The sequence below is a fragment of the Stenotrophomonas maltophilia genome, from assembly GCF_047782825.1.
GTDB lineage: Bacteria > Pseudomonadota > Gammaproteobacteria > Xanthomonadales > Xanthomonadaceae > Stenotrophomonas.
Genome location: NZ_CP180589.1, coordinates 575682 through 596067 on the forward strand (window position 1 = coordinate 575682; position 20386 = coordinate 596067).

The window sequence follows — 20386 nt, forward strand, 5'->3', positions numbered from 1 at the left end:
GGGCGGCCCGTGCCGCCCGGCAGCCTGGCCGCAGCGGTGGCCACGTCCATAGGGGGAACGACATGAACCTGCAACGCATCGCCCGCGCCGGCCGCATGGCCGCCGCGCTGGGCCTGATCCTGGGGAGCGGCCTGCTCGTGGCCTGCCGCAGCCATGCGCCCGTGGCCGATGGCCCGGCCGACGCCACCGCTGTCGCCTTCCCCGATGCGTCCAAGGCATCGCTGAAGGAAGGCATCTACCCGGACATCGCCGATCTGCGCCGCTTCGCGCCGGGCATGAGCAAGCGCCAGCTGTACACGCTGCTGGGCACGCCGCACTTCAATGAAGGCATGTGGGGCGTGCGCGAGTGGAACTACCTGTTCAACTTCCGCACGGCACAGGGCGCGGAATACTTCACCTGCCAGTTCCAGGTACGTTTTGACAGCAAGGGCATCGCCCAGGGCGGCTACTGGAAGCCGGCCTCGTGCGCCGCCGTGCTGGATCCGCCGCGGCCACCGTCGCCGCCCGCGCCGGCACCGCTGCCGGAGCAGCCGCTGCGGCTGTCGGCCGATGCATTGTTCGGTTTCGACAGCGCCGTGCTCAGCGCCGAAGGGCAGCAGGCCGTGCAGGGCGTGCTGGCGCAGGTGCGCGAGGCCAGCCAGATGCAGTCGATCCAGGTGGTGGGCTACACCGACCGCATCGGCGGTGCCGGCTACAACCAGCAGCTGTCGCAGCGCCGCGCCGAAGCGGTGCGCCAGGCGCTGGTGCAGGGCGGTGTACCGGCGGCCAGCATCAGCGCCGAAGGGCGCGGTGCGGCCGAGCCGCTGGTGCAGTGCGAGCAGCGCAACCGCCGTGAACTGATCGCCTGCCTGGCGCCGAACCGCCGCGTACAGATCGCTGGCGTGGCCCACCCACGCTGACCTTCCGCTGCCGGGAAGCCCCGGCGTCCCCGAGTTCCTCCTGGTCGGCCGGTCAGGCGTGGCAACGTCTCCCCCGTCCTCCACGCCTGCCGGCAGACCAGGTTCTTCAACGGTGCACGCGATGAATGCCCAATTCCTGCCCCTGTCCATGAAGACGGAAACCACACTCAGCGTGTACGGCCAGCTTGGCAACCATTCGGTGGTGCGCATTCCCGGCCGGCGCCTGCCCGGATTGATCCTGCAGGCCGATACGGTGGCCGGCTTCCTTACCCACCTGCAGGAAGCGCAGGCCTGCCTGCGCAGCGGCCGCGCGCAGCGTGCCGATGCCGAGATGGACATGCTGATCGACACGCTGCAGCAGTGGTACGCCCTGATCGAGTCGCGCCTGGCCGACGCCGGCGAGGCGCTGTAGCGCCCGGGCATGATCTGCTAATCGCGGGTGCTGACTTCCCAGGTGGCGTGCACCACGCCCGGTACCTGCTCCATGCGGGCCAGCACCACGTCCAGTTCCTCGGCACTGACCGCCGTGCTGACCAGCACCGCGATCACATCGGTGGGGGCATCGGCATGCTCCACCAGCTGCACGTCGCCCACCGGGTACTGCGCCGCCTCCAGCGCATCGACCAGCCGCTCGCGCACCCGCGGCACGGCCTCGGCATCCACGCTCAGGCGCACTTCGTAGGTTGCTTCGGTGGCGGATTCGTTGATCGGGATCCGGTTGATCGCGTTCACCAGGGGGCGCAGCAGGGTATTGCCGGCGATCACCAGCAGGGCCAGCAGCACGCCCTCGGCCAGCATGTCCGCGCCGGTGCAGCTGCCCACTGCCGCCGAACACCACAAGGTGGCGGCGGTGTTCAGGCCGCGCACGTTCATGCCTTCCTTCATGATCACGCCGGCGCCCAGGAAACCGACGCCGGACACCACATAGGAAATCACCCGCACCGCCTCGGCGCTGCCGGCGATGCGCATGCCCAGGTCGACGAAGGCGGCCGCGCCCACGGCCACCAGCACATTGGTGCGCAGGCCGGCGGTACGCTGCCGGTACTGCCGTTCGGCGCCGATCAGCGTACCCAGTACGAAGGCGGCCAGCAGGCTGACCACGGTGTCGGCGAAGGGCCCGGCCTGGAAGGTTTCAATGAAGCGCATGGCCGGAGTCTACCCCGCCCGGGTGACAGTAGATCCACGCCATGCGTGGATGACCCTCAATCGCTGTCCTCGACGCGCTCACCCATCAGTTCGCGCTGGCGCTTGTCCAGTTCCTCGGCGTAGCGCTTGCGCACGAAAGCCTCGGACACCACCCCCAGCACCTGGCCATCGCTGGCGACCACGGCCAGCTCATCGGCCTGGGTCTGGTCGAAGCGCTGCATCACGCTCACCACGTTCGCGTTGGCCGCCAGGGCCACGTCACGGTTTTCGGCGAAGTCGCCGACCAGGGCCTCCGGCTTCACGCCATCGCCGAACAGGCGCGGGATCTGCACGATGCCGGCGTAATGGCCTTCACTGTCGACCAGGATCACCCGGCTGCCCGAGCCCAGCGGGAAGCGCTGGCGGAAGCTGGCGGCGTCCAGGTCAGCCGGCGCGGTGGCCACGCCCTTGCGCATCATCCGCCCGGCGTTGAGGTTCTGCACCCAGCCCACGTCGCGGGCGCTCTTGATGGTTTCGCCGCGCAGGTGCATGCGCCAGGTCGAGAACGAATAACCGAACCACTGCCGCACCAGCGTGCTGGAGACCAGCACCGCGCTCATCACCACGCTGGTCAGCAGGAAGTCGTGGGTGCCTTCCAGCACCAGCATGGCCATCGTCATCGGCGCACCGACCACGGCCGCGGCCAACGCTGCCATGCCGGCCAGCGCGGCCGAGGTGGCATCGATCACCGGCACGCCGGTGGCCATCGCCAGCAGGCCGGCGAACAGCGCGCCCACCAGGGTGCCCATGAACAGCGAGGCGAAGAACAGGCCGCCACGGAAGCCGAAGCCCAGCGAGATACCCGAGGCCAGGCACTTCAGGGTCAGCAGCCCGCCGATCCAGATCAGCGGCAGGTGGGTGGTCAGGTCCAGATGCAGGGCGCCGTGGCCGGAGGACAGCACCTGCGGGCTGGCCATCGCCAGTGGAATCAGCAGCAGGCCGCCCACCACCGGGCGCCCCCACAGCGGTAGCGGGCTGCGCTTCACCGTACCTTCGATGGAGGCGATCAGTCGCATCACCGCGATGCCGACCATGGCGCAGCAACAGCCCAGCAGGCCATAGATGGCATAGTCGGCGGCGCGCACATCGATGGTGGACGCGGCCGGCAGCAGGTAGGCCTCGATGCCGGCCTGGTCGGCCACGAAGGCGCCGGCCAATGCGGCCACGGCCACCGGGGCCAGCGCGGCCGGGGTATAGGCGCCGATCACGATCTCGAAGGCGTAGAACGCCCCTGCCAGTGGCGCACCGAAGGCAGCGGCGATGGCGCCGGCCGAGCCGGCCCCGACCAGGATGCGCACGTCATTGCGGCGCAGGCGCATCACCCGGCCCAGTTGCGAACCACTGCCGGCGCCCATCTGCGTGTATGACGCCTCCAGGCCCACCGATGCGCCGCAGCCGTTGGACAACAGGGTCTGGGTCAACACGATCAGGTTGTCGCGCATCGACATGCGGCCGCCGTGCAGGGCATTGGCTTCCACGGCATCGAGCAGGGGGCGCTTGAGGCGGGTGGCAGCCAGCGCGACCAGACCGACCAGCAGGCCGCCCAGCGGCAGCACCAGCAGGGCGGTCCAAGGCAGGGAGGGCAGGGAGCTGAGCCGCATGCCTTCGTCCAGCCCATACAGCGCACTCTGCAGCCAGCGCGCGATGCCGGCCTGCAGCAGGGTCAGGCCACCGGCGATCAGGCCGACCACCAGCGCCAGCGCGATGAACCACAGGTCACTGCCACGCAGGCGCAGCCGCAGGCCCTGGAAGGCCAGATGCAGGCGCGATGGCGAAACGTGGGAGGACATGGTGGCGGCATGATACGCCGCCACCGTGATCGCTGCCCTCACCGCATCGGGCGGGTGGCCCTCAGAAGCGGTAGCGGCCTTGCACGTAGAAGGTACGCGGCGCGGCCACCATGCGCCCGGCATTGCCATCGACATTGCGGGTGTACCAGCGCTTGTCGGCCAGGTTGTTCACGCCCACCGCGATCTCGCTGTCACCCAGCCCCGGCACCTGCCAGGCCACCTGCGCGTTCCACAGGCGAACACCCGGAACCCGGCCCACGCGCGCATCGGCGCTCTCGGCCCAGGTGTTGGCCGCATCGGCGTACTGGCCGCTCTGGTGCGTGCTGGATACGTTGAAGGTCCAGCCGGCAATGCCATAGCGGGCACCGATGCTGTCGGTATCACGCGAATAGAACGGCACGTCCAGGCCACGGTTGTCGCCGGACTGCTGGATCGCCTTGGTCCAGGTGTAGTTGGCATACAGTTCCAGGCCGGCCAGTGCGCTGTCCTCGGCGAAGCGGTATTCCAGCGCGCTTTCCACGCCCTTGTGGTCGGTGGCGCCGATGTTCTGGAAGGTGGGCGGGGTGATGCCCGGCACCTGCAGGATCTGGTTGTCGAAGCGCATCTTGAACACGGTCACTTCCGCACGCAACGCGCCATCCTGCCAGCGCGCGCCCAGTTCGGTGGTCTTGGCCACTTCCGGGTTCAGCGGATTGCTGGCGGTCTGCGAGTTCAGCTGGATGTTCTGCACCGGCCCGAACGAGGTGGTGTAGTTGCCGAACACGGTCAGCTGCGGGGTCAGCAGGTAGGCGATGTTGATCGACGGCAGCGCCTTGTCGTTACGGCTGCTGAAGGCGGCCGCGCCACCGGCCTGGCGGCGGTCCATGTCGATCCATTCCATGCGCACGCCTGGGGTGATGCGCCACTGGCCCACGGCAATGCGGTCATCGATGTAGAACGAATGGGCATCGGTGGCGTTGTCGAAGCGGGTGATGGCACTTTCCACGCCGGTACGGCGCAGCACCGTGTAGCTGCGGTCGTTGCCGCGCTCGCGCAGGAAACGGTAGCCTGCGGTGATGTCATGCACGGTGCTGCCCCAGTGCAGGCGCTGGGTGTAGCGCGGCTCGATGCCCAGCACGCGGTAATCGCGCGGCTGCACGGTCAGCTGGGTGTTGGCGGCGTTGATCAGCGAGCTGGCGCGGTTGCTTTCGTTGTAATACGCCAGCACTTCGAACTCGCTGTCGGCCGACAGGGTATTGGTGTAGCCCAGGTCGATGCCGGTGCGGTGGCCCTTCCAGAAATCGGTGGGGCGGGTGTTCTGGAACGGGTCGGCGTCGTACCGGGCGCGGGTCAGGCCGCCCGGCGTGAGCGAGCGCACATCGTAGTAGGACAGCTTGGCGCGCAGCGTCTGCTGGTCGTCGATGGCATAGGCGAACTTCAGGGCCAGATCGTCGAAGCGGTCATCGCTGCCCTGGCGCCAGCCGCGGCCGTCCTGGCCGGAATACAGCAGGGCCATGCCCAGGCCGTTGTCGGCGGTGCCGCCAATGAAGGCGTTGTACTGGGTGCTGTCGCCGCCGCCGTGGTCGTAGGCGGTGTAGCGCACGCCGGCCTCGCCGTGCAGGCCGGCCTCGGTGGGAATGGAGCGGGTACTGAAGTTGATGATGCCGCCCACGTTCTGCGGCCCGTAACGCACCGCGCCACCGCCGCGCACCACGTCGATCGATTCGATGTTGGACAGGCTGGTGGGGGCGAACGAAAGCTGCGGCTGGCCATACGGCGCCACCGCCAGCGGCACGCCGTCCAGCAGCACGGTGGAACGCGGCGAATAGCGGCCGGTCAGGCCACGCACACCGATGTTGAGCGACACCGAGCTGCCGGCGGTGCCGGAGTTGTCGGTGACCTGCACGCCCGGAATGCGGCGCATGGCATCGCCGATGCTGGCCGCGCCGCTGGCGTCGATGCGCTGGCGGTCCACCACGGTGCGTGCGCCGGCGAAGCTCTTCACGCTGTCGTGCAGGCCGGTGCCCAGCCAGCTGCCGGAGACCTGGATGCTGTCCAGGGTGGTGGCGCTGTCCTGCGCGAAGGCGGTGGCGGACAGGCACAGGGTGAGGGCGGCGGCCAAGGGCAGGCGGGCCGGGAGCAGGATTCGGAAGGGCATGGAGGCGGGCGCGGAAGGGTCGTAAATGAGAATTATTGCTGATTCCATTCGCCAATGGAATGCACCTTTGGAGGGTTGCGGATGAACAGCGCAGGAGGGCGGTGCTAGAGTGGGCAATTGCTTCCTGACTGCCGAGATCCGCCATGTCCACTGCTGCCTTCTACCCCGTCGGAACCCCTGGCCAGCCGTGGGGCACGGCGGAACGGGAGCAGTGGCGCGGCCGCCAGCAGCGCCTGCGCCGCTATGACCAGGAAGTGCTGCCGCGCATCGAGGCGCTGGCCGATCGCTTCGACAAGGTGGCCTACGGCCAGCTGGACTATGCCGGCGAGACCTACACCCTGTTCGCGCTGCGCAGCCGTGACTGGAATCCGGCCCTGCCGGCCGCGCTGGTGACCGGCGGCGTGCACGGCTATGAGACCAGCGGCGTGATGGGCGCGCTTGATTTCCTGGAAACGCACGCGGCCGACTACGTCGGCAAGGCCAACCTGCTGGTGGCACCGTGCGTGAACCCCTGGGGCTTCGAGCGCATCAACCGCTGGAACTTCGATGCCATCGACCCGAACCGCAACTTCCGCGCCGATGGCCCGGCCCGCGAGTCGACGGCCGTGATCGAGCTGATCGCCCCGTACAAGGGCCAGTTCGTGCTGCACATCGACCTGCACGAGACCACCGACAGTGACGAGAGCGAGTTCCGCCCGGCGCTGGCCGCGCGCGATGGCAAGCCGTTCGAACCGGGCCTGATTCCCGATGGCTTCTACCTGGTGGATGACAGCGAGAACCCGCAGCCGGCCTTCCAGCAGGCGGTGATCGCCGCAGTGGAGCAGGTGACCCACATCGCCCCGGCCGACGACAAGGGCGAGATCATCGGTTCGCCGGTGGTGGCCCATGGCGTGATCGAGTACCCGCTGGTGAAGCTGGCGCTGTGCGCGGGCATTACCGGCGCGAAGTACACCACCACCACCGAGGTCTACCCGGACAGCCCGCGGGCGACGCCGGAGCAGTGCAACGATGCGCAGGTGGCGGCGGTGCGTTCGGCGCTGGATTACGCGCTGGCAAACCGTTGATCGGGTGAAATCCGCGCATCCACGCATGGCGTGGATCTACTGATCGGTAGTGCCGGCCAGCGGCCGGCACTACCTCATCCAAGTGCTTCGGCCCACCACAACGCGGCCGGTCCCGGCGGTGCATCGCGGCGCCAGACCAGGTCGCTGTGGATACGCCGCGGCCATCCAGGCAGGGCCAATTCGACCAGCCGCCCACGGTCGTAGCGCTGCACCAGCGCCTTGGGCAGTTCGGCCCAGCCAACGCCGTCCTCGGCCATCTCCATCACCATCAGGTAGTCCGACGCGGTCCAGGCGGGGCCGGCGGGCGCAGGTTCGTGGTCGGCCTGTGCGCTCAGCCGCACCTGCCGGTAGCGTGCCCGCTGCGCAGCAGCGCGGGCGCCGGCCTGGGCCAGGGGGTGGGTGGCGGCCACGTACACCGACAGTTCGCTGTAATGGGCCAGCGGCTGTGCGACGAGGGCATCGGGATAGCTGCCCTGGCGCGGCAGCAGGCCCAGGGCGGCTCGTCCGTTGCCGACCAGCTCGAGCACGTCATGGCCTTCGGCATCCAGCCATTCCAGTTCCACGTCGGCGAAAGCATCGGCGAAGCGCTGCAGCAGCCGTTGCTCCGGATCGAGCTGGTACACATCGGAAAACACCAGCGTCAGGCGCGGTTCCACCGGTGCGGCCAGGCGCATGCTCAGCTGCTGCAGGCGCGTATCGGCGGCCAGGATGTCCTGGGCGTGGCCCAGCACCTGGCGCCCGGCCTCGGTCAGTTGCGGATAGCGCCCGCTGCGGTCGAACAGGGCCACGCCCAGGTCGGCCTCCAGGTGGGCAATGGCGGTGCTGACCGTCGACTGGGTCTTGCGCAGGCGCCGTGCCGCGGCCGAGAACGAGCCGAGTGCGGCCGCCTCGACAAAGGCCTGCAGGGATTCGGGAGAGTAGGGCATTGATCCATCGCTCCTGTCGATGGAATCCATCTTTGGGCCAACGCAAAAGACGATGATACTGCAGCCGTGCCCACACCCCCGCAGCCGCTGCGGCGGCCATCCACGCAGCGCGTGGATCTGTCTTCCGGCCCCGGCACGGCCACAAGGAGTTCCCCATGTCCCGTACTGTTCCCGCCCGCGGCGCGCTGGTCGCCTGGGCCTGCCTGACCGTGGCGATCGTCGCCGAAGTGGTCGGCACCTCGTTCATGGCCCATGCCGCCCGCGAAGGCGGTTGGGCGGGCTATCTGGTGATGGCCGGCGCGCTGGCGCTGTCCTATTACTTCCTGGCGCTGTCGGTGCGCCGCATCGCGGTGGGCGTGGCCTATGCCGTCTGGGAAGGGCTGGGCCTGACCCTGCTGACCGTGGTCGGTGTGTGGGTGTTCGGCGAACACCTGTCGCTGCAGCAGATGGCTGGCCTGGTGTTGGCGGTGGTTGGCATCGTCTGCGTAACCCTGGGGGAGGCGCACTGATGAACCTCATGGCTCTGTGTTTCGTGATCCTCTCGGCGCTGATCGACGTGGCGGCCAACATGATGGTCGCCAGGTCCGATGGCTTCCGTCGCCCGGCGTGGGGCATCGGCGCGATCGTGCTGGTGTGGCTGGCGTTCGCGCTGCTTGGCCAGGCCGTGCGCCACATCGATCTGGCCACCGCGTACGCCCTGTGGGGCGCGATCGGCGTGATCGGTACCGCCCTCTGCGGGCGCCTGCTGTTCGGCCACCGCCTGCGACCCATCGGCTGGGTCGGCATCGCCGTGGTGACCGGCGCCGTGCTGCTGCTCAGCACCGCCTGAGCGGCGGCGATTGCAGACCGCGCAGCGCTGGCCGACACTGCGGTTTTCCCGCAACGGAGTGCCCGCCATGTTCAGCCACGTCACCGTCGGTTCCAACGATCTTGCGGCCTCGCGCCGCTTCTACGACGCGCTGTTCGCGGCCATGGGCGGCCGCCCGGGCATGACCGACGAAGACGGCAAGCTGGTCTACATCAAGGATGGCCGCATGTTCATCGTCACCCCGCCCATCGATGGCCAGCCGGCCTGCCACGCCAACGGCGGCACGATTGGCTTTGCCCTGGAAAACCCGCAGGTGGTGCATGCCTGGCAGGAGGCTGGCATGGCCCACGGCGGCAGCGCCATCGAAGACCCCGCCGGCGTGCGCTACAAGGCGGGGCGCCAGCTGTACCTGGCCTACCTGCGCGACCCCGACGGCAACAAGCTGTGCGCCGTGCACGTGATGGGCTGAGGTTCGCGGCGCGCGCGTGATAGCACGCCCGGGCTGTCCCCGGGCTGTCATCGCACGGCGGCACTTCATCCTGCGTCCACTGCCATTCACCCAGAATCGGTCGGCTAATCCCTGATCGACCCGGAGATGGCTGCCCATGGAAGCACTGGAGCCACAACACCCCCCGGTGCGCACCCTGCGGCCTGTCTTCGCCTTCGCGGCGATCATCGTCGTTGCCTTCGCACTGTTCGTCAGCCTGTTCCCGCTGGGCGCCGGCCGCCTGCTGGTCAAGGCGCAGGACTGGGCCGCGCTCAACGTGGGCTGGTACTACCTGCTGGCCATGACCCTGTACCTGGTGTTCGTGGTGGGCGTGGCCCTGTCCAAGTACGGTGGCATCAAGCTGGGGGCCGACCATGACGAGCCGGAATTCAGCTATCTGTCGTGGGCCGGCATGCTGTTTGCCGCCGGCATCAGCATCACCCTGTTCTTCTTCTGCGTGTCCGAACCGCTTACCCACTACCTGCAGCCGCCGCAGGGCGATGCGGCTGCGGGCGAAGCTGGCGCGCGCCAGGCCATGCAGCTGCTGTTCCTGCACTGGGGCCTGCATGGCTGGGGTGTGTTCGCGCTGGCGGCCATGGCGATGGCCTACTTCGCCTACCGTCACAACCTGCCGCTGGCCCTGCGCTCGGCGTTGTACCCGCTCATCGGCAAGCGCATCAACGGGCCCATCGGCTATACGGTGGATGCGCTGGGCATCGTCGCCACCGTGTTCGGCATCGGTGCGGACATGGGCTTCGGCGTGCTGCACCTCAACGCCGGCCTGACCCACCTGTTCAACGTGCCGCACTCCAACCTGGTGCAGATCATCCTGGTGGCCAGCATGATGGGCGCGGCGGTGGCCGTGGCCGTGTCGGGCGTGGAGAAGGGCGTGCGCTGGATGGCCAACATCAACATGCTGCTGGCCATCGCGCTGGTGCTGTTCATGCTGTTCGCCGGGCCCACCCAGTACCTGTTCAGTACCCTCATGCAGAACCTGGGTGACTACCTGGGCAGCGTGGTCGGCAAGAGCTTCGATGTGTACGCCTATGGCGGCCGCCCCGAATGGCTGGGGGGCTGGACGGTGTTCTACTGGGCATGGTGGATCGGCTGGGCGCCGTTCGTGGGCCTGTTCATCGCGCGCATCTCGCGTGGCCGCACCATCCGCGAATTCGTGTTCGGCGTGCTGCTGATCCCGCTCGGCTTCACCCTGGCGTGGCTGTCGATCTTCGGCAACAGCGCGCTGGACCAGGTGCTGCACCATGGCCAGCAGCAGTTGGCACAGCTGGCGGTGGATGACCCGCCCACGGTGCTGTACGAGCTGCTGGATGGCTATCCGTGGAGCAAGGCCGTGATCGCCGTGACCGTGATGGTCAGCTTCATCTTCTTCGTTACGTCGGCGGATTCGGGGGCGGTGGTGCTGTCCACGCTGTCCTCGCATGGCGGCGCGCCCGAGGATGATGGTCCGCGTTGGCTGCGGGTGTTCTGGGGCACGGTGATCGCGGTGTTGACCGCGGGCCTGTTGCTGGCCGGCAGCATCGATGCCTTGAAGTCGGCCGTGGTGCTGGCCTCCCTTCCGTTCTCGGCGGTGCTGCTGCTGATGATGTGGGGGCTGACCCGCGCCTTCAGCGATGAATCGCATCGCGAACGCGCGCAGCAGTTCCGGCCGTCACCGTTGATCGGAGATGACCGCCATCATCAAGGCTGGCGCCAGCGCCTGAGCCAGGCCATGCACTTCCCGGTGCGCGACCAGGTCTACCGCTTCATGGATGACACGGTGAAGCCGGCGATGGAAGCAGTGGCCGAACAGCTGCGCGGGCAGGGCTGGGATGTGCAGACACGCTTCGAGGCCGGTGACATGGAACTGTCGGTCAACCACGGCGAGCAACAGGATTTCCTGTACCGGGTGATCCTCAGTGGCTACCTGACCCCGTCCTTCGCCGCCCAGCAGCTGCGCAACCAGCGCTACTACCGTGCCGAAGTGCATCTGTTCGAAGGCAGCCAGGATTACGATCTGGTGGGCTACAGCCGCAAGCAGATCATCAACGACATCATCAGCCAGTACGAACGGCACCTGCAGTTCCTGCACCTGAGCCGGTGATGCACGATGGTTTCGGTGGGTGCGGACCGTTGGTCCGCACCTGCCTGTAGAGCCGAGCCCACGCTCGGCTCTACCCTCTGGCAATCAGGCCCGCAGCAGTACCTTGCCGCCACGCCCGGACTGCGCGCTGGCAGCCGCCGCAGACGCGATATCCTCCAGCGCGAAAATGCCGTCCACCGGCAAGGTCAGTTCGCCGCCGGCCGCACGCGTCAGCAGCTCGCCAACAAGCCTGCGCTTGTCTTCCACCGCCATCGCCTGGCTGACCTTGCTGCCCCAGAAGCCCTTCACCGTGGCTTCCTTGTAGATCAGGCCGCCGGCAGGAATGCGCATTGCTTCACCGCTCATCACGCCGAAGGAGACCAGGGTGCCGTGCAGGCCCAGCAGGTCGACCAGATCGGCGCTGGCTTCGCCGCCAATGGAGTCTACTGCCGCCGCAGCCTGCGCTTCGCCGGTGGCTTCGCGGACGCGGTCCTTCCAGCCGTCCCGCGAAGTATCGAACACGTGGTCGATGCCCAGCGCCTGCAGCTGCGCGACCGCCTTGGCATTGCGCACCAGGTTGGCCACGTGCACACCGCGGGCGCGTGCCAGCATCGCCAGTGATTTGCCCACCGCACCATTGGCGGTGTTCTGCACGATCCACTGGCCTGCCTCCACCTTCAGGAACTCAAGCAGCATCAGCGCGCTCAGCGGCATGGCGATCAGCTGTGCGGCCATTTCGTCGGGGATCGCCTCCGGCATCGGAATCACCATGCGTGCCGGGGCGATGAAGGCCTCGGCCCAGGTGCCGTGCACCGAGGCAGCGGCAACCCGCTGGCCGATCTGCAGGCCGTCGACGCCTTCGCCCAGCGCGTCGACCACACCCAGCGCTTCGCTGCCGCCAATCGCCGGCAGGGTCGGCTTGTAGCCATACAGCCCGCGCACGGTCAGCAGGTCGTGGTTGTGGATCGAGGCCAGCGTGGTGCGGATGCGTACCTCGCCGGGGCCCGGCTCGGGCAGGGCGGCATCGCCCACGGCAAGGACGGCGGCGGGATCGCCGAAGGCGGAGTAGAGGGCAGCGCGCATGGAAGCATCCATGAAGTAGAGGTAGAACCGAACTGGGGACGGACGCGCGCGCAACAAGGCGCCGGGCGTGCAACACGGCATCCTGCGACGGATCGTCGCGGAATGTCACGATCACCGCATCTTGTGTTGACGATCTTCCTTATCCACATTATGTTGTGGCCGTCACTCCCGGTCAGCCGCCGCCGCCGGACATGCAGCAAACGTCCCGCGGCCCGCCCCTGAAGGCTTGCCGTGTCGACGCGGCCGCCATCGTGCGGACACGGATCGCCCCCACGGCCTGGATACCGGCCGCAGGCGCAGGCGTCATGCCGACGATCTGTTGTTCCCGCGCTTTGGCTTCCCACCCGACCGCCATGTGTGCCGGTATCGCGCGCAAGGCTGCCATGGCATCGACGCCACCGTGCGTGCGAGCCTGGAGACGCACCACCATGACCGACACCCCCTACCGCGCGGCCGATCTGGCCGGCGCCGGCGACGCTTTGCGCACCGGTGGCGAGACCGTGCCCACCTGGATCACCAAGGAGGCCGGCAACCGTCGCCTGCCGTTCGATGCAGCGCGCCTGCAGCACAGCATCGACGGCATCCATGCCGAGTTCCCGCAGCTGGACGTGGGCGATTACCGCCGTGTCGTGCAGGCGATGGTCGAACGCAAGCCCAGCATCAGCGCCGATGACCTGGTGGACCTGCTGATCCGCGAAGCCGAATCGCGGGTGGATCTGGTGGCGCCGGAGTGGGAACAGTTCGCCGCGCGCCTGTACCTGCGCCGCCTGTACAAACGCGCCAGCCGCAACCGCTTCTACGATGTCAGCCTGAAATACGGTTCGTACGTGGGCCTGCAGGAAAGCCTGGCCGACCGCGGTGTCTACAGCAACGACATCCTGCGCTGCTATTCGAAGGAAGAGCTGCAGCAGGCCGGGCAGATGATCGACCCGGATCGGGATCGGCTGTTCGCCTACAACGGCCTGTACCTGCTGGCTACGCGCTACCTGGCCAGTGATCGCAGCCGCGAGGTCTACGAGCTGCCGCAGGAACGCTGGCTGACCATCGCCCTGTACCTGATGCAGGAGGAAGGCGGACCTGGTGAGAGTGGCCGCGTACGCCGCATGCAGCTGGTGGGCGAGGCCTATTGGGCGCTGTCCAACCTGTACATGACAGTGGCCACGCCCACGCTGGCCAACGCCGGCAAGGTGGGCGGGCAGCTGTCCAGCTGCTTCATCGACACGGTGGATGACAGCCTGCAGGGCATCTATGACTCCAACACCGATATCGCCCGCGTATCCAAGCACGGGGGTGGCGTCGGCGCCTACCTGGGCTACGTGCGCAGCAGCGGCGCGCCCATCCGCGGCGTGCCCAATTCCTCCGGCGGTGTCGTGCCGTGGATCAAGCAGCTCAACAACACCGCCGTGTCGGTCGACCAGCTCGGCCAGCGCAAGGGCGCGGTGGCCGTGTACCTGGACATCTGGCACCGCGATATTGAAGCCTTCCTCGATCTGCGCCTGAACAACGGCGACCAGCGCCTGCGCGCGCATGATGTGTTCACCGCCGTCTGCGTGCCGGACCTGTTCATGGAAGCGGTGGAGCGCCGTGCCGACTGGTACCTGTTCGACCCGCACGAGGTGAAGCAGGCCAAGGGCTGGTACCTGCAGGACTTCTACGATGAAACGCGGGGCGCTGGCAGTTTCCGCGACCGCTATGCCGAACTGGTGGCCGATGAACGCATCAGCCGCCGCACGGTGAAGGCGATCGACCTGTTCAAACGCATCATGGTCAGCCAGCTGGAAACCGGCAACCCGTTCCTGTTCTACCGCGACGAGGTGAACCGGAAGAATCCGAACAAGCATGCGGGCATGGTCTATTCCAGCAACCTGTGCACCGAGATCCTGCAGAACATGAGCCCGACGCGGATGATCCAGGAGATCGTCAGCGGCGACCAGATCGTCACCACCCGCCGCGCTGGTGATTTCGTGGTCTGCAATCTGTCCTCGATCAACCTGGGGCGGGCGATCACCGCGCCGGACGATCTGCTGGCCAGCGATGTACTGGAACGCCTGATTCCCATCCAGGTGCGCATGCTGGACAACGTGATCGACCTCAACGCCTTGCCGGTGCCGCAGGCCACCATCACCAACCGCAAGTACCGCGCCATCGGCCTGGGCACCTTCGGCTGGCACCACCTGCTGGCGCAGCGCGGCATCCTGTGGGAATCGCCGGAGGCCGAAGCCCTGTCGGACACGCTGTTCGAGCGGATCAACTACCTGACCATCCAGGCCAGCCTGCAGCTGGCGCGCGAGAAGGGCAGCTACCCGATGTTCGCCGGCAGCGACTGGCACAGTGGCAAGTACTTCCGCGACCGCCGCTACGAAAGCCCGGCCTGGGAAGGCCTGGCCCGTGATGTGGCACGCGACGGCCTGCGCAATGGCTGGCTGCTGGCGGTGGCGCCGAACATGAGCACCGCGCAGATTGCCGGCTCCACCGCGTCGATCGACCCGATCTACAGCGCGTTCTACTACGAGGAAAAGAAGGACTTCCGTCGTCCGGTGGCCGCACCTGGGTTGTCGCTGGAAACGTGGCCGTACTACGAGAAGGGTGCCTACAAGGTCGACCAGTTCGCCAGCGTGCGGCAGAACGCCCGCCGCCAGCGCCACGTCGACCAGGCCATCAGCTTCAACCTGTACGTGCCCAGCACCATCCGTGCCAGCACCCTGCTGGAGCTGCACCTGAGCGCCTGGCGCGAAGGCCTGAAGACCACCTACTACGTGCGCTCCAACGACATCGACATCAGCGAATGTGAGTGGTGCTCCAGCTGATCGCTGCGAATCCTGTAGAGCCGAGCCCACGCTCGGCTCAAGCGCAACGCAGCCGAGCATGGGCTCGGCTCTACAAATGCAACGCATGCAATCTGAAGGCAGAAAACCATGGCAACCCCTCTCGACCGCATCAAGATCCTTGAACCGCGCCACCCCAACCGCAGCACCGGCATCATCAACGGCCGAACCAGCGGCATCCTGAACTGGAACGACATTCCGTACCCGTCCTTCTACCGGGCCTACAAGGAGCTGTCGACCAACTTCTGGATTCCCGACGAAGTGGACATGAAGCTGGACGCGCGCCAGTACGGCGAACTGTCCGGGCGCGAGAAGAACGCCTACGACTCGATCATCGGCCTGCTGGCCACCCTGGATTCGCCGCAGACGCGTTTCATCTACAACGTGGCCGAGTACATCACCGATCCGGCCGCGCATGCCAACGCCGCGATCATCGGCCAGCAGGAAGTGATCCACAACGAGAGCTACAGCTATGTGCTGGCCTCGATCACCGATCTGCCCAACCAGAACCGGGTGTTCGAACTGGCCCGCACCCATCCGACCATCATCAAGCGCAACGCACCCATCATGGGCGCGTATGACGATTTCATGCGCGAGAAGACCGCCGAGACGCTGCTGCGCTCGCTGATCCAGTCCTCGATCCTGGAAGGCATCAACTTCTATTCGGGCTTTGCGTACTTCTACAACCTGGTGCGGCAGAACCGCATGACCGGTACCGGCAAGATCATCAGCTTCATCAACCGCGATGAGCTGGCCCACACCAAGTTCATCAGCGAAGTGATCCGCGCCATCGTCGGCGAGAACCCGGAACTGCAGACCAATGAACTGACCGCGTATGTGCACGGCGCCTTCGAGCATGCCATCGAGCTGGAAACCCAGTGGTCGTCGGAAGTGCTGGATGGCATCGACGGCATCGATGTGGACGAGATGGTGCGCTACGTGAAGTACCGCGCCAACAAGATGGCCGGCATGCTCGGCATCGAACGCCTATACAGCGATACGACCGACAACGTGATGCCGTGGATCAAGGCCTACGCCGACAACTTCACGGAGACCAAGACCGACTTCTTCGAGATGCGCAATGCAAGTTACAAGAAGACCAACGTCGACAACGGCTTCGACGATCTCTGAACCCGGCGCAGCGCTGCGCATCCTGGTGGTGGTGGCTTCGCTGAGCGGAAACACACGCGAGCTGGGCCGCCACGTGCAGGCGCGCTGCCTGGCCGCCGGCCATGTCGTGTACTGGCAGGAGGCCGATGACCTGCGCCAGGCGCCATCGCTGGCGGCCGATGAGGCCGACCTGGTGCTGCTGGGCTGCTGGACCGACAACGCCGGCCGCACACCATCGGAAATGAAGGCCTGGGTGGCCGGCATTGCCGAACGTGGCGAGCGGCCGCGGCAGGTGGCGGTGTTCGGCACGGGCGAGACGCAGTGGGGGCAGGAGTACTACTGCGGCGCGGTGCACCGGCTGGTCCGCTACTTCCGCAGCGACTATCCAGCGCTGGAGATCGAACAGATGCCGCATGGCGAACGCCATGCCGCTGCCATCGACGCCTGGACCGACGCGGTCCTGGCCCATTACCGGAGCAACACCGATGCAGATCATCGACGCCACCACGCCTGAGCAGTTCCAGCAGCTGCTGGCCGAGCATCCGCGCGTGCTCGTGGACTTCCACAAGGAGCAGTGCCCGGGCTGCCGCATGCTGGAGATGTCGCTGCACCGGGTGGCCAACAGCGTGGCGGGGCAGGGGACGACCCTGCTGCGCGTACAGCTGGAAGTGCTGGGCGAGGCGTTCTTCCGCGAACTGGGCCTGCGGCAGACCCCGACTTTGTCCCTGTTCCGTGATGGCGACGAACGCCAGCGCCTGGCCGGGTTCCAGTCGCCGCAGCAGATTGAAGCCGCGATCGCGATGCATCTGTAGTCCGCGATCCCGGCATTTGTGGAGTCGAGCCATGCTCGACTGCTCTTCGCGTGATCCTGATTCCTGTAGAGCCGAGCCCATGCTCGGCTGCCTTTCGCGCGGTGCGCGATGCAAGGCATCCACGCATGGCGTGGATCTACTGGGCGTTCTGTCCTTTCGCGTTACGCGCCGGCGAACGTATCCACCAGCAGCTTCACGTTCAGGGCCACGATCACCACGGCGATCACCCAGGCAATGCTGCCCAGCCAGCGCGGCGCCACCAGCGCGCCCATCGTGGCCTTGTCGGTCACGATACGCACCAGCGGGATGATCGCGAACGGCAGCTGCATCGACAGCACCACCTGGCTCAGCACCAGCAGCTTCACCGCGCCCTGGTCGCCGAACAGCAGGATGACCACCACCACGGGAATGATCGCCAGCGCGCGGGTGATCAGCCGCCGCAGCCACGGCGGCAGCCGCAGATGCAGGAAGCCTTCCATCACGATCTGCCCGGCCAGGGTGGCGGTCACCGTGGAATTCAGGCCGGACGCGAGCAGCGCCACGGCGAACAGGGTCGAGGCCAGGCCCACGCCCAGCATCGGTGCCAGCAGCTGATGCGCCTGCTCGATGTCTTCCACATCAAATCGGCCATTGGCATGGAACACCGCTGCAGCCAGGATCAGGATGCTGGCGTTGATGAAAAGCGCCAGCGTCAATGCGATGGTGCTGTCGGTCACCGCCCAGCGCAGGGCGCTGCGGCGGCCTTCGTCGGTGCGCGGATACGCGCGGGTCTGCACGATGGACGAATGCAGGTACAGGTTATGCGGCATGACCGTGGCACCGATGATGCCGATGGCGATGTACAGCGCGTGCGGATCGGTGACCACCTGGGTGCGGGGGATGAAGCCACCCAGCACCTCCATCACCGGTGGCGCGGCCAGTGCGATCTGCACCAGGAAGCAGCCGAAGATGATCATCAGCAGGGCGATGACGAAGGCTTCCAGTGCGCGGAAGCCGCGGTTCATCAGCAGCAGCACCAGCAGGGTATCCAGCGCGGTGATCACCGCGCCCCACAGCAGTGGCAGATCGAACAGCAGCTTCAATGCGATGGCGGTGCCGATCACTTCGGCCAGGTCGCAGGCGATGATCGCCGCTTCGCACAGCGCCCACAGCGCAAGATTCACCGGTTTGGGATAGCGCGCGCGGCAGGCCTGCGCCAGGTCCATGCCGGTGGCGATGCCCAGCCGCGCCGACAGCGCCTGCAGGATCACCGCCATCAGGTTGGAAATCAGGATGACCGACAGCAGCAGGTAGCCGAAGCGCGATCCGCCGGCCAGATCGGTGGCCCAGTTGCCCGGGTCCATGTAGCCGACCGACACCATGTAGCCCGGGCCGAGGAAGGCCAACAGGCGGAACCACCAGTGGCCTTTTTCCGGTACCGCCACCGAGGCGTTGAGCGCGCCGAGGCTGGCTGCGGGGGCGGCCGGGGAGTCGGTGGGCGCGACGGTGTTCATGGGCGCAATATAGCCACTGCTATATCCATTAGCAATGTGAAACAATCGTCTTTGCAGCGTCACTGGTCCAGAATTCAGGTTCAAACCCGGAATACATCGGCAGGACAGGCACACGCGTGGGCAAGACAGGCGCTTCGACATCGGCAAAGAGCACCCCCTTGATCGAGGCCGAGCGCCAGGTCGAGAGCTTCCGGCAGGTGCGCGAGGCGCACCGCATGGAGCTGGTCGAGGACTACGTGGAGCTGATTTCAGACCTGCTGGCCGACGGCGGCGAGGCGCGCCAGGTCGATATCGCCACGCGCCTGGGCGTGGCCCAGCCGACGGTGGCGAAGATGCTGCGGCGCCTGGCGCGTGATGGCTGGGTGGTGCAGCGGCCGTACCGGGGCGTGTTCCTGACACCGGAAGGCGAGGCGCTGGCCCATGCCAGCCGCGAGCGGCACCAGACGGTGGAGCGTTTCCTGCTGGCGCTGGGGGTCGATCCGGATACGGCGCGGCGCGATGCCGAGGGGATCGAGCATCATGTAAGTGAGCAGACACTGGCGCTGTTCGAGGCGTTTGTGCGGAAGGCCGAGGGCTGAGGTGTGTGGCAGGGCTTGCAGCCCTGCACCCGCCGAAGCCACTTCAACTTCAAGAGCTGGCATTCCGTGGGATGGCGAGGTGGGTCCGGTTGAGGGGACGCCGTACCCCCCTCCGGGGTCCGAAGCAGTTCCTCGCAAGCAAAACCCACCCCGCCTTCGACAGTGTTCTGCGATCTGTCGGAACGGCGTCCCGCTCTGGTGGGTGTCGACCTTGGTCGACGCAGTAGATCCACGCCATGCGTGGATGAATTCATTCGATATCTGACGGATTTCATCCACGAATGGCGTGGATCTACTGGCCGCCGGCCGACCGGTCGGCATGGGGTCAGAGCCGTTTCCGGTGGAAACGGATCCGACCCCGGCGTTTACCTGCCGCGGCGGAAGGCTGCGGGGGTGCGGGCGCCGACGATGATCATGCGGATCATCGTGGAAATCTGCTCGACCAGTTCCGGGTCTTTCTCCGGCGGCAGGTCCATTGCGGTGGCGCCCATGGCGAACACCAGGCGGGTGATGGCGGTGGCCACCAGTTCCGGCTTGTAGAGCTTGGCGCCGTCCAGTGCCGCCAGGCGCACCAGATCGTGCTGCAGCTCTTCTTCGAAGTAGTGCAGTTCGCGTTCGACCGCGTGCTTGAAATCGTCCGAGCCCACCGCGCCTTCGCGCAGCAGCACGTGCAGCAGCTTGTCGTCGGCGCGCAGCTGTTCCATGAACGTTTCCACCGATACGCGTACCACGCTGGTGGCGGTGGAGGTGGCGCGCTGGCGGGCTTCGCCGATGATCGTACGCAGCGAGCGGCCGGCGACGTCGATCAGGGCCACGGCCAGTTCGTCCATGTCGCGGAACTGCCGGTAGAAGCTGTTCGGGGCAATGCCCGCTTCGCGCGCGACTTCGCGCAGGCTCAGCGTGGACAGGCTGCGGTGCGGGCCGATCAGTTTCAGGGCGGCGGCCAACAGATCCTCGCGGCTCACCGTACGGCGGGCCGGGCTGTTGGCATCTTCGGGCGGCGACAAGGCGGTGGCGGCGGCCATGGGACTTCCGAGGGGACGAGGCTGAATCATACCCAATCCAGTTCAATATACACATGTATACACAGGTGTATGTGCGGCCGTATAGTG

20 protein-coding genes are annotated in these 20386 nt (G+C 66.9%); 12 read left to right on the forward strand and 8 right to left on the reverse strand.

Features of this window, described 5'->3' with window-relative positions:
* The first annotated feature begins 62 nt into the window (after window positions 1-62).
* Entirely contained in the window at window positions 63-899 is an 837-nt protein-coding gene (locus ACM2ZB_RS02670; RefSeq protein WP_416057316.1) for an OmpA family protein, read from the forward strand.
* A 121-nt stretch (window positions 900-1020) separates the two neighbouring features.
* A complete protein-coding gene (locus ACM2ZB_RS02675) occupies window positions 1021-1311 on the forward strand; it encodes a DUF6959 family protein (protein ID WP_416057317.1) in 291 nt (96 codons plus the stop codon).
* A gap of 17 nt (window positions 1312-1328) precedes the next feature.
* Here the strand turns inward: ACM2ZB_RS02675 and ACM2ZB_RS02680 are convergent, their stop codons facing one another.
* The 3 genes from ACM2ZB_RS02680 to ACM2ZB_RS02690 form a co-directional block, all read right to left on the reverse strand.
* The gene (locus ACM2ZB_RS02680) at window positions 1329-2045 is read right to left on the reverse strand and encodes an MgtC/SapB family protein (RefSeq protein WP_416057318.1); all 717 of its coding nucleotides are present in this window, start codon (window positions 2043-2045) and stop codon (window positions 1329-1331) included.
* 56 nt (window positions 2046-2101) lie between these two features.
* On the reverse strand, window positions 2102-3874 hold the full coding sequence (locus tag ACM2ZB_RS02685) for a chloride channel protein (RefSeq protein ID WP_313435688.1): 1773 nt from the start codon (window positions 3872-3874) through the stop codon (window positions 2102-2104).
* Window positions 3875-3935: 61 nt separating this feature from the next.
* The gene (locus ACM2ZB_RS02690) at window positions 3936-6011 is read right to left on the reverse strand and encodes a TonB-dependent receptor family protein (protein ID WP_416057319.1); all 2076 of its coding nucleotides are present in this window, start codon (window positions 6009-6011) and stop codon (window positions 3936-3938) included.
* A gap of 143 nt (window positions 6012-6154) precedes the next feature.
* On the opposite strand from ACM2ZB_RS02690, the gene ACM2ZB_RS02695 reads away from it, so the two are divergent.
* The gene (locus ACM2ZB_RS02695) at window positions 6155-7075 is read left to right on the forward strand and encodes a M14 family metallocarboxypeptidase (protein ID WP_416057320.1); all 921 of its coding nucleotides are present in this window, start codon (window positions 6155-6157) and stop codon (window positions 7073-7075) included.
* A 74-nt stretch (window positions 7076-7149) separates the two neighbouring features.
* Here ACM2ZB_RS02695 and ACM2ZB_RS02700 read toward each other — a convergent pair whose 3' ends face one another.
* Window positions 7150-8001 (reverse strand): LysR family transcriptional regulator, encoded by an 852-nt coding sequence (locus ACM2ZB_RS02700; RefSeq protein ID WP_416057321.1) that lies wholly within the window; start codon window positions 7999-8001, stop codon window positions 7150-7152.
* A 155-nt stretch (window positions 8002-8156) separates the two neighbouring features.
* Here ACM2ZB_RS02700 and ACM2ZB_RS02705 point away from each other — a divergent pair, with 155 nt between their 5' ends.
* The 4 genes from ACM2ZB_RS02705 to betT all read left to right on the forward strand — a co-directional run bounded on the left by ACM2ZB_RS02705 (window position 8157) and on the right by betT (window position 11394).
* Window positions 8157-8510, forward strand: coding sequence for an SMR family transporter (locus ACM2ZB_RS02705; protein ID WP_313435696.1), 354 nt, complete (start codon window positions 8157-8159; stop codon window positions 8508-8510).
* Complete coding sequence (locus tag ACM2ZB_RS02710) at window positions 8510-8830, forward strand: multidrug efflux SMR transporter (protein ID WP_313435698.1); 321 nt, start codon at window positions 8510-8512, stop codon at window positions 8828-8830. The genes ACM2ZB_RS02705 and ACM2ZB_RS02710 overlap by 1 nt, the downstream gene beginning before the upstream one ends.
* A 67-nt stretch (window positions 8831-8897) precedes the next feature.
* Window positions 8898-9278: a VOC family protein gene (locus ACM2ZB_RS02715; RefSeq protein ID WP_416057322.1), complete on the forward strand. Its 381-nt coding sequence runs from the start codon at window positions 8898-8900 to the stop codon at window positions 9276-9278.
* Window positions 9279-9414: 136 nt separating this feature from the next.
* A complete protein-coding gene (gene betT, locus ACM2ZB_RS02720) occupies window positions 9415-11394 on the forward strand; it encodes a choline BCCT transporter BetT (RefSeq protein WP_416057323.1) in 1980 nt (659 codons plus the stop codon).
* 84 nt (window positions 11395-11478) lie between these two features.
* Here the strand turns inward: betT and ACM2ZB_RS02725 are convergent, their stop codons facing one another.
* Window positions 11479-12456, reverse strand: coding sequence for a zinc-binding dehydrogenase (locus ACM2ZB_RS02725; protein ID WP_416057324.1), 978 nt, complete (start codon window positions 12454-12456; stop codon window positions 11479-11481).
* 172 nt (window positions 12457-12628) lie between these two features.
* Complete coding sequence (locus tag ACM2ZB_RS02730; RefSeq protein ID WP_416057325.1) at window positions 12629-12886, reverse strand: hypothetical protein; 258 nt, start codon at window positions 12884-12886, stop codon at window positions 12629-12631.
* Between ACM2ZB_RS02730 and ACM2ZB_RS02735 the strand changes: the two genes are divergently transcribed.
* From ACM2ZB_RS02735 to ACM2ZB_RS02750, 4 genes are all read left to right on the forward strand, one after another.
* Entirely contained in the window at window positions 12885-15263 is a 2379-nt protein-coding gene (locus ACM2ZB_RS02735; protein WP_416057326.1) for a ribonucleoside-diphosphate reductase subunit alpha, read from the forward strand. The two genes, ACM2ZB_RS02730 and ACM2ZB_RS02735, sit on opposite strands and share 2 nt — an antisense overlap.
* Window positions 15264-15371: 108 nt before the next feature.
* On the forward strand, window positions 15372-16412 hold the full coding sequence (locus ACM2ZB_RS02740; RefSeq protein WP_313435708.1) for a ribonucleotide-diphosphate reductase subunit beta: 1041 nt from the start codon (window positions 15372-15374) through the stop codon (window positions 16410-16412).
* 13 nt (window positions 16413-16425) lie between these two features.
* Window positions 16426-16905, forward strand: coding sequence for a flavodoxin (locus ACM2ZB_RS02745; protein ID WP_313436350.1), 480 nt, complete (start codon window positions 16426-16428; stop codon window positions 16903-16905).
* A complete protein-coding gene (locus ACM2ZB_RS02750; protein ID WP_416057327.1) occupies window positions 16877-17203 on the forward strand; it encodes a thioredoxin family protein in 327 nt (108 codons plus the stop codon). The genes ACM2ZB_RS02745 and ACM2ZB_RS02750 overlap by 29 nt, the downstream gene beginning before the upstream one ends.
* Window positions 17204-17364: 161 nt before the next feature.
* Here the strand turns inward: ACM2ZB_RS02750 and ACM2ZB_RS02755 are convergent, their stop codons facing one another.
* Window positions 17365-18696 (reverse strand): Nramp family divalent metal transporter, encoded by a 1332-nt coding sequence (locus ACM2ZB_RS02755; protein ID WP_416057328.1) that lies wholly within the window; start codon window positions 18694-18696, stop codon window positions 17365-17367.
* Window positions 18697-18812: 116 nt separating this feature from the next.
* On the opposite strand from ACM2ZB_RS02755, the gene mntR reads away from it, so the two are divergent.
* A complete protein-coding gene (mntR, locus tag ACM2ZB_RS02760; RefSeq protein WP_313435714.1) occupies window positions 18813-19274 on the forward strand; it encodes a manganese-binding transcriptional regulator MntR in 462 nt (153 codons plus the stop codon).
* 365 nt (window positions 19275-19639) lie between these two features.
* Here mntR and fabR read toward each other — a convergent pair whose 3' ends face one another.
* A complete protein-coding gene (fabR, locus tag ACM2ZB_RS02765) occupies window positions 19640-20299 on the reverse strand; it encodes an HTH-type transcriptional repressor FabR (RefSeq protein ID WP_313435716.1) in 660 nt (219 codons plus the stop codon).
* Between the last annotated feature and the right edge of the window lie 87 nt (window positions 20300-20386).

Excerpts from the sequence above, each read along its gene's own strand:
- ACM2ZB_RS02670 (WP_416057316.1), top strand. The coding sequence starts at position 63 with ATGAACCTGCAACGCATCGCCCGCGCCGGCCGCATGGCCGCCGCGCTG.
- ACM2ZB_RS02675 (WP_416057317.1), top strand. The coding sequence starts at position 1,021 with ATGAATGCCCAATTCCTGCCCCTGTCCATGAAGACGGAAACCACACTC.
- ACM2ZB_RS02680 (WP_416057318.1), bottom strand. The coding sequence starts at position 2,045 with ATGCGCTTCATTGAAACCTTCCAGGCCGGGCCCTTCGCCGACACCGTG.
- ACM2ZB_RS02685 (WP_313435688.1), bottom strand. The coding sequence starts at position 3,874 with ATGTCCTCCCACGTTTCGCCATCGCGCCTGCATCTGGCCTTCCAGGGC.
- ACM2ZB_RS02690 (WP_416057319.1), bottom strand. The coding sequence starts at position 6,011 with ATGCCCTTCCGAATCCTGCTCCCGGCCCGCCTGCCCTTGGCCGCCGCC.
- ACM2ZB_RS02695 (WP_416057320.1), top strand. The coding sequence starts at position 6,155 with ATGTCCACTGCTGCCTTCTACCCCGTCGGAACCCCTGGCCAGCCGTGG.
- ACM2ZB_RS02700 (WP_416057321.1), bottom strand. The coding sequence starts at position 8,001 with ATGCCCTACTCTCCCGAATCCCTGCAGGCCTTTGTCGAGGCGGCCGCA.
- ACM2ZB_RS02705 (WP_313435696.1), top strand. The coding sequence starts at position 8,157 with ATGTCCCGTACTGTTCCCGCCCGCGGCGCGCTGGTCGCCTGGGCCTGC.
- ACM2ZB_RS02710 (WP_313435698.1), top strand. The coding sequence starts at position 8,510 with ATGAACCTCATGGCTCTGTGTTTCGTGATCCTCTCGGCGCTGATCGAC.
- ACM2ZB_RS02715 (WP_416057322.1), top strand. The coding sequence starts at position 8,898 with ATGTTCAGCCACGTCACCGTCGGTTCCAACGATCTTGCGGCCTCGCGC.
- betT (WP_416057323.1), top strand. The coding sequence starts at position 9,415 with ATGGAAGCACTGGAGCCACAACACCCCCCGGTGCGCACCCTGCGGCCT.
- ACM2ZB_RS02725 (WP_416057324.1), bottom strand. The coding sequence starts at position 12,456 with ATGCGCGCTGCCCTCTACTCCGCCTTCGGCGATCCCGCCGCCGTCCTT.
- ACM2ZB_RS02735 (WP_416057326.1), top strand. The coding sequence starts at position 12,885 with ATGACCGACACCCCCTACCGCGCGGCCGATCTGGCCGGCGCCGGCGAC.
- ACM2ZB_RS02730 (WP_416057325.1), bottom strand. The coding sequence starts at position 12,886 with ATGGTGGTGCGTCTCCAGGCTCGCACGCACGGTGGCGTCGATGCCATG.
- ACM2ZB_RS02740 (WP_313435708.1), top strand. The coding sequence starts at position 15,372 with ATGGCAACCCCTCTCGACCGCATCAAGATCCTTGAACCGCGCCACCCC.
- ACM2ZB_RS02750 (WP_416057327.1), top strand. The coding sequence starts at position 16,877 with ATGCAGATCATCGACGCCACCACGCCTGAGCAGTTCCAGCAGCTGCTG.
- ACM2ZB_RS02755 (WP_416057328.1), bottom strand. The coding sequence starts at position 18,696 with ATGAACACCGTCGCGCCCACCGACTCCCCGGCCGCCCCCGCAGCCAGC.
- fabR (WP_313435716.1), bottom strand. The coding sequence starts at position 20,299 with ATGGCCGCCGCCACCGCCTTGTCGCCGCCCGAAGATGCCAACAGCCCG.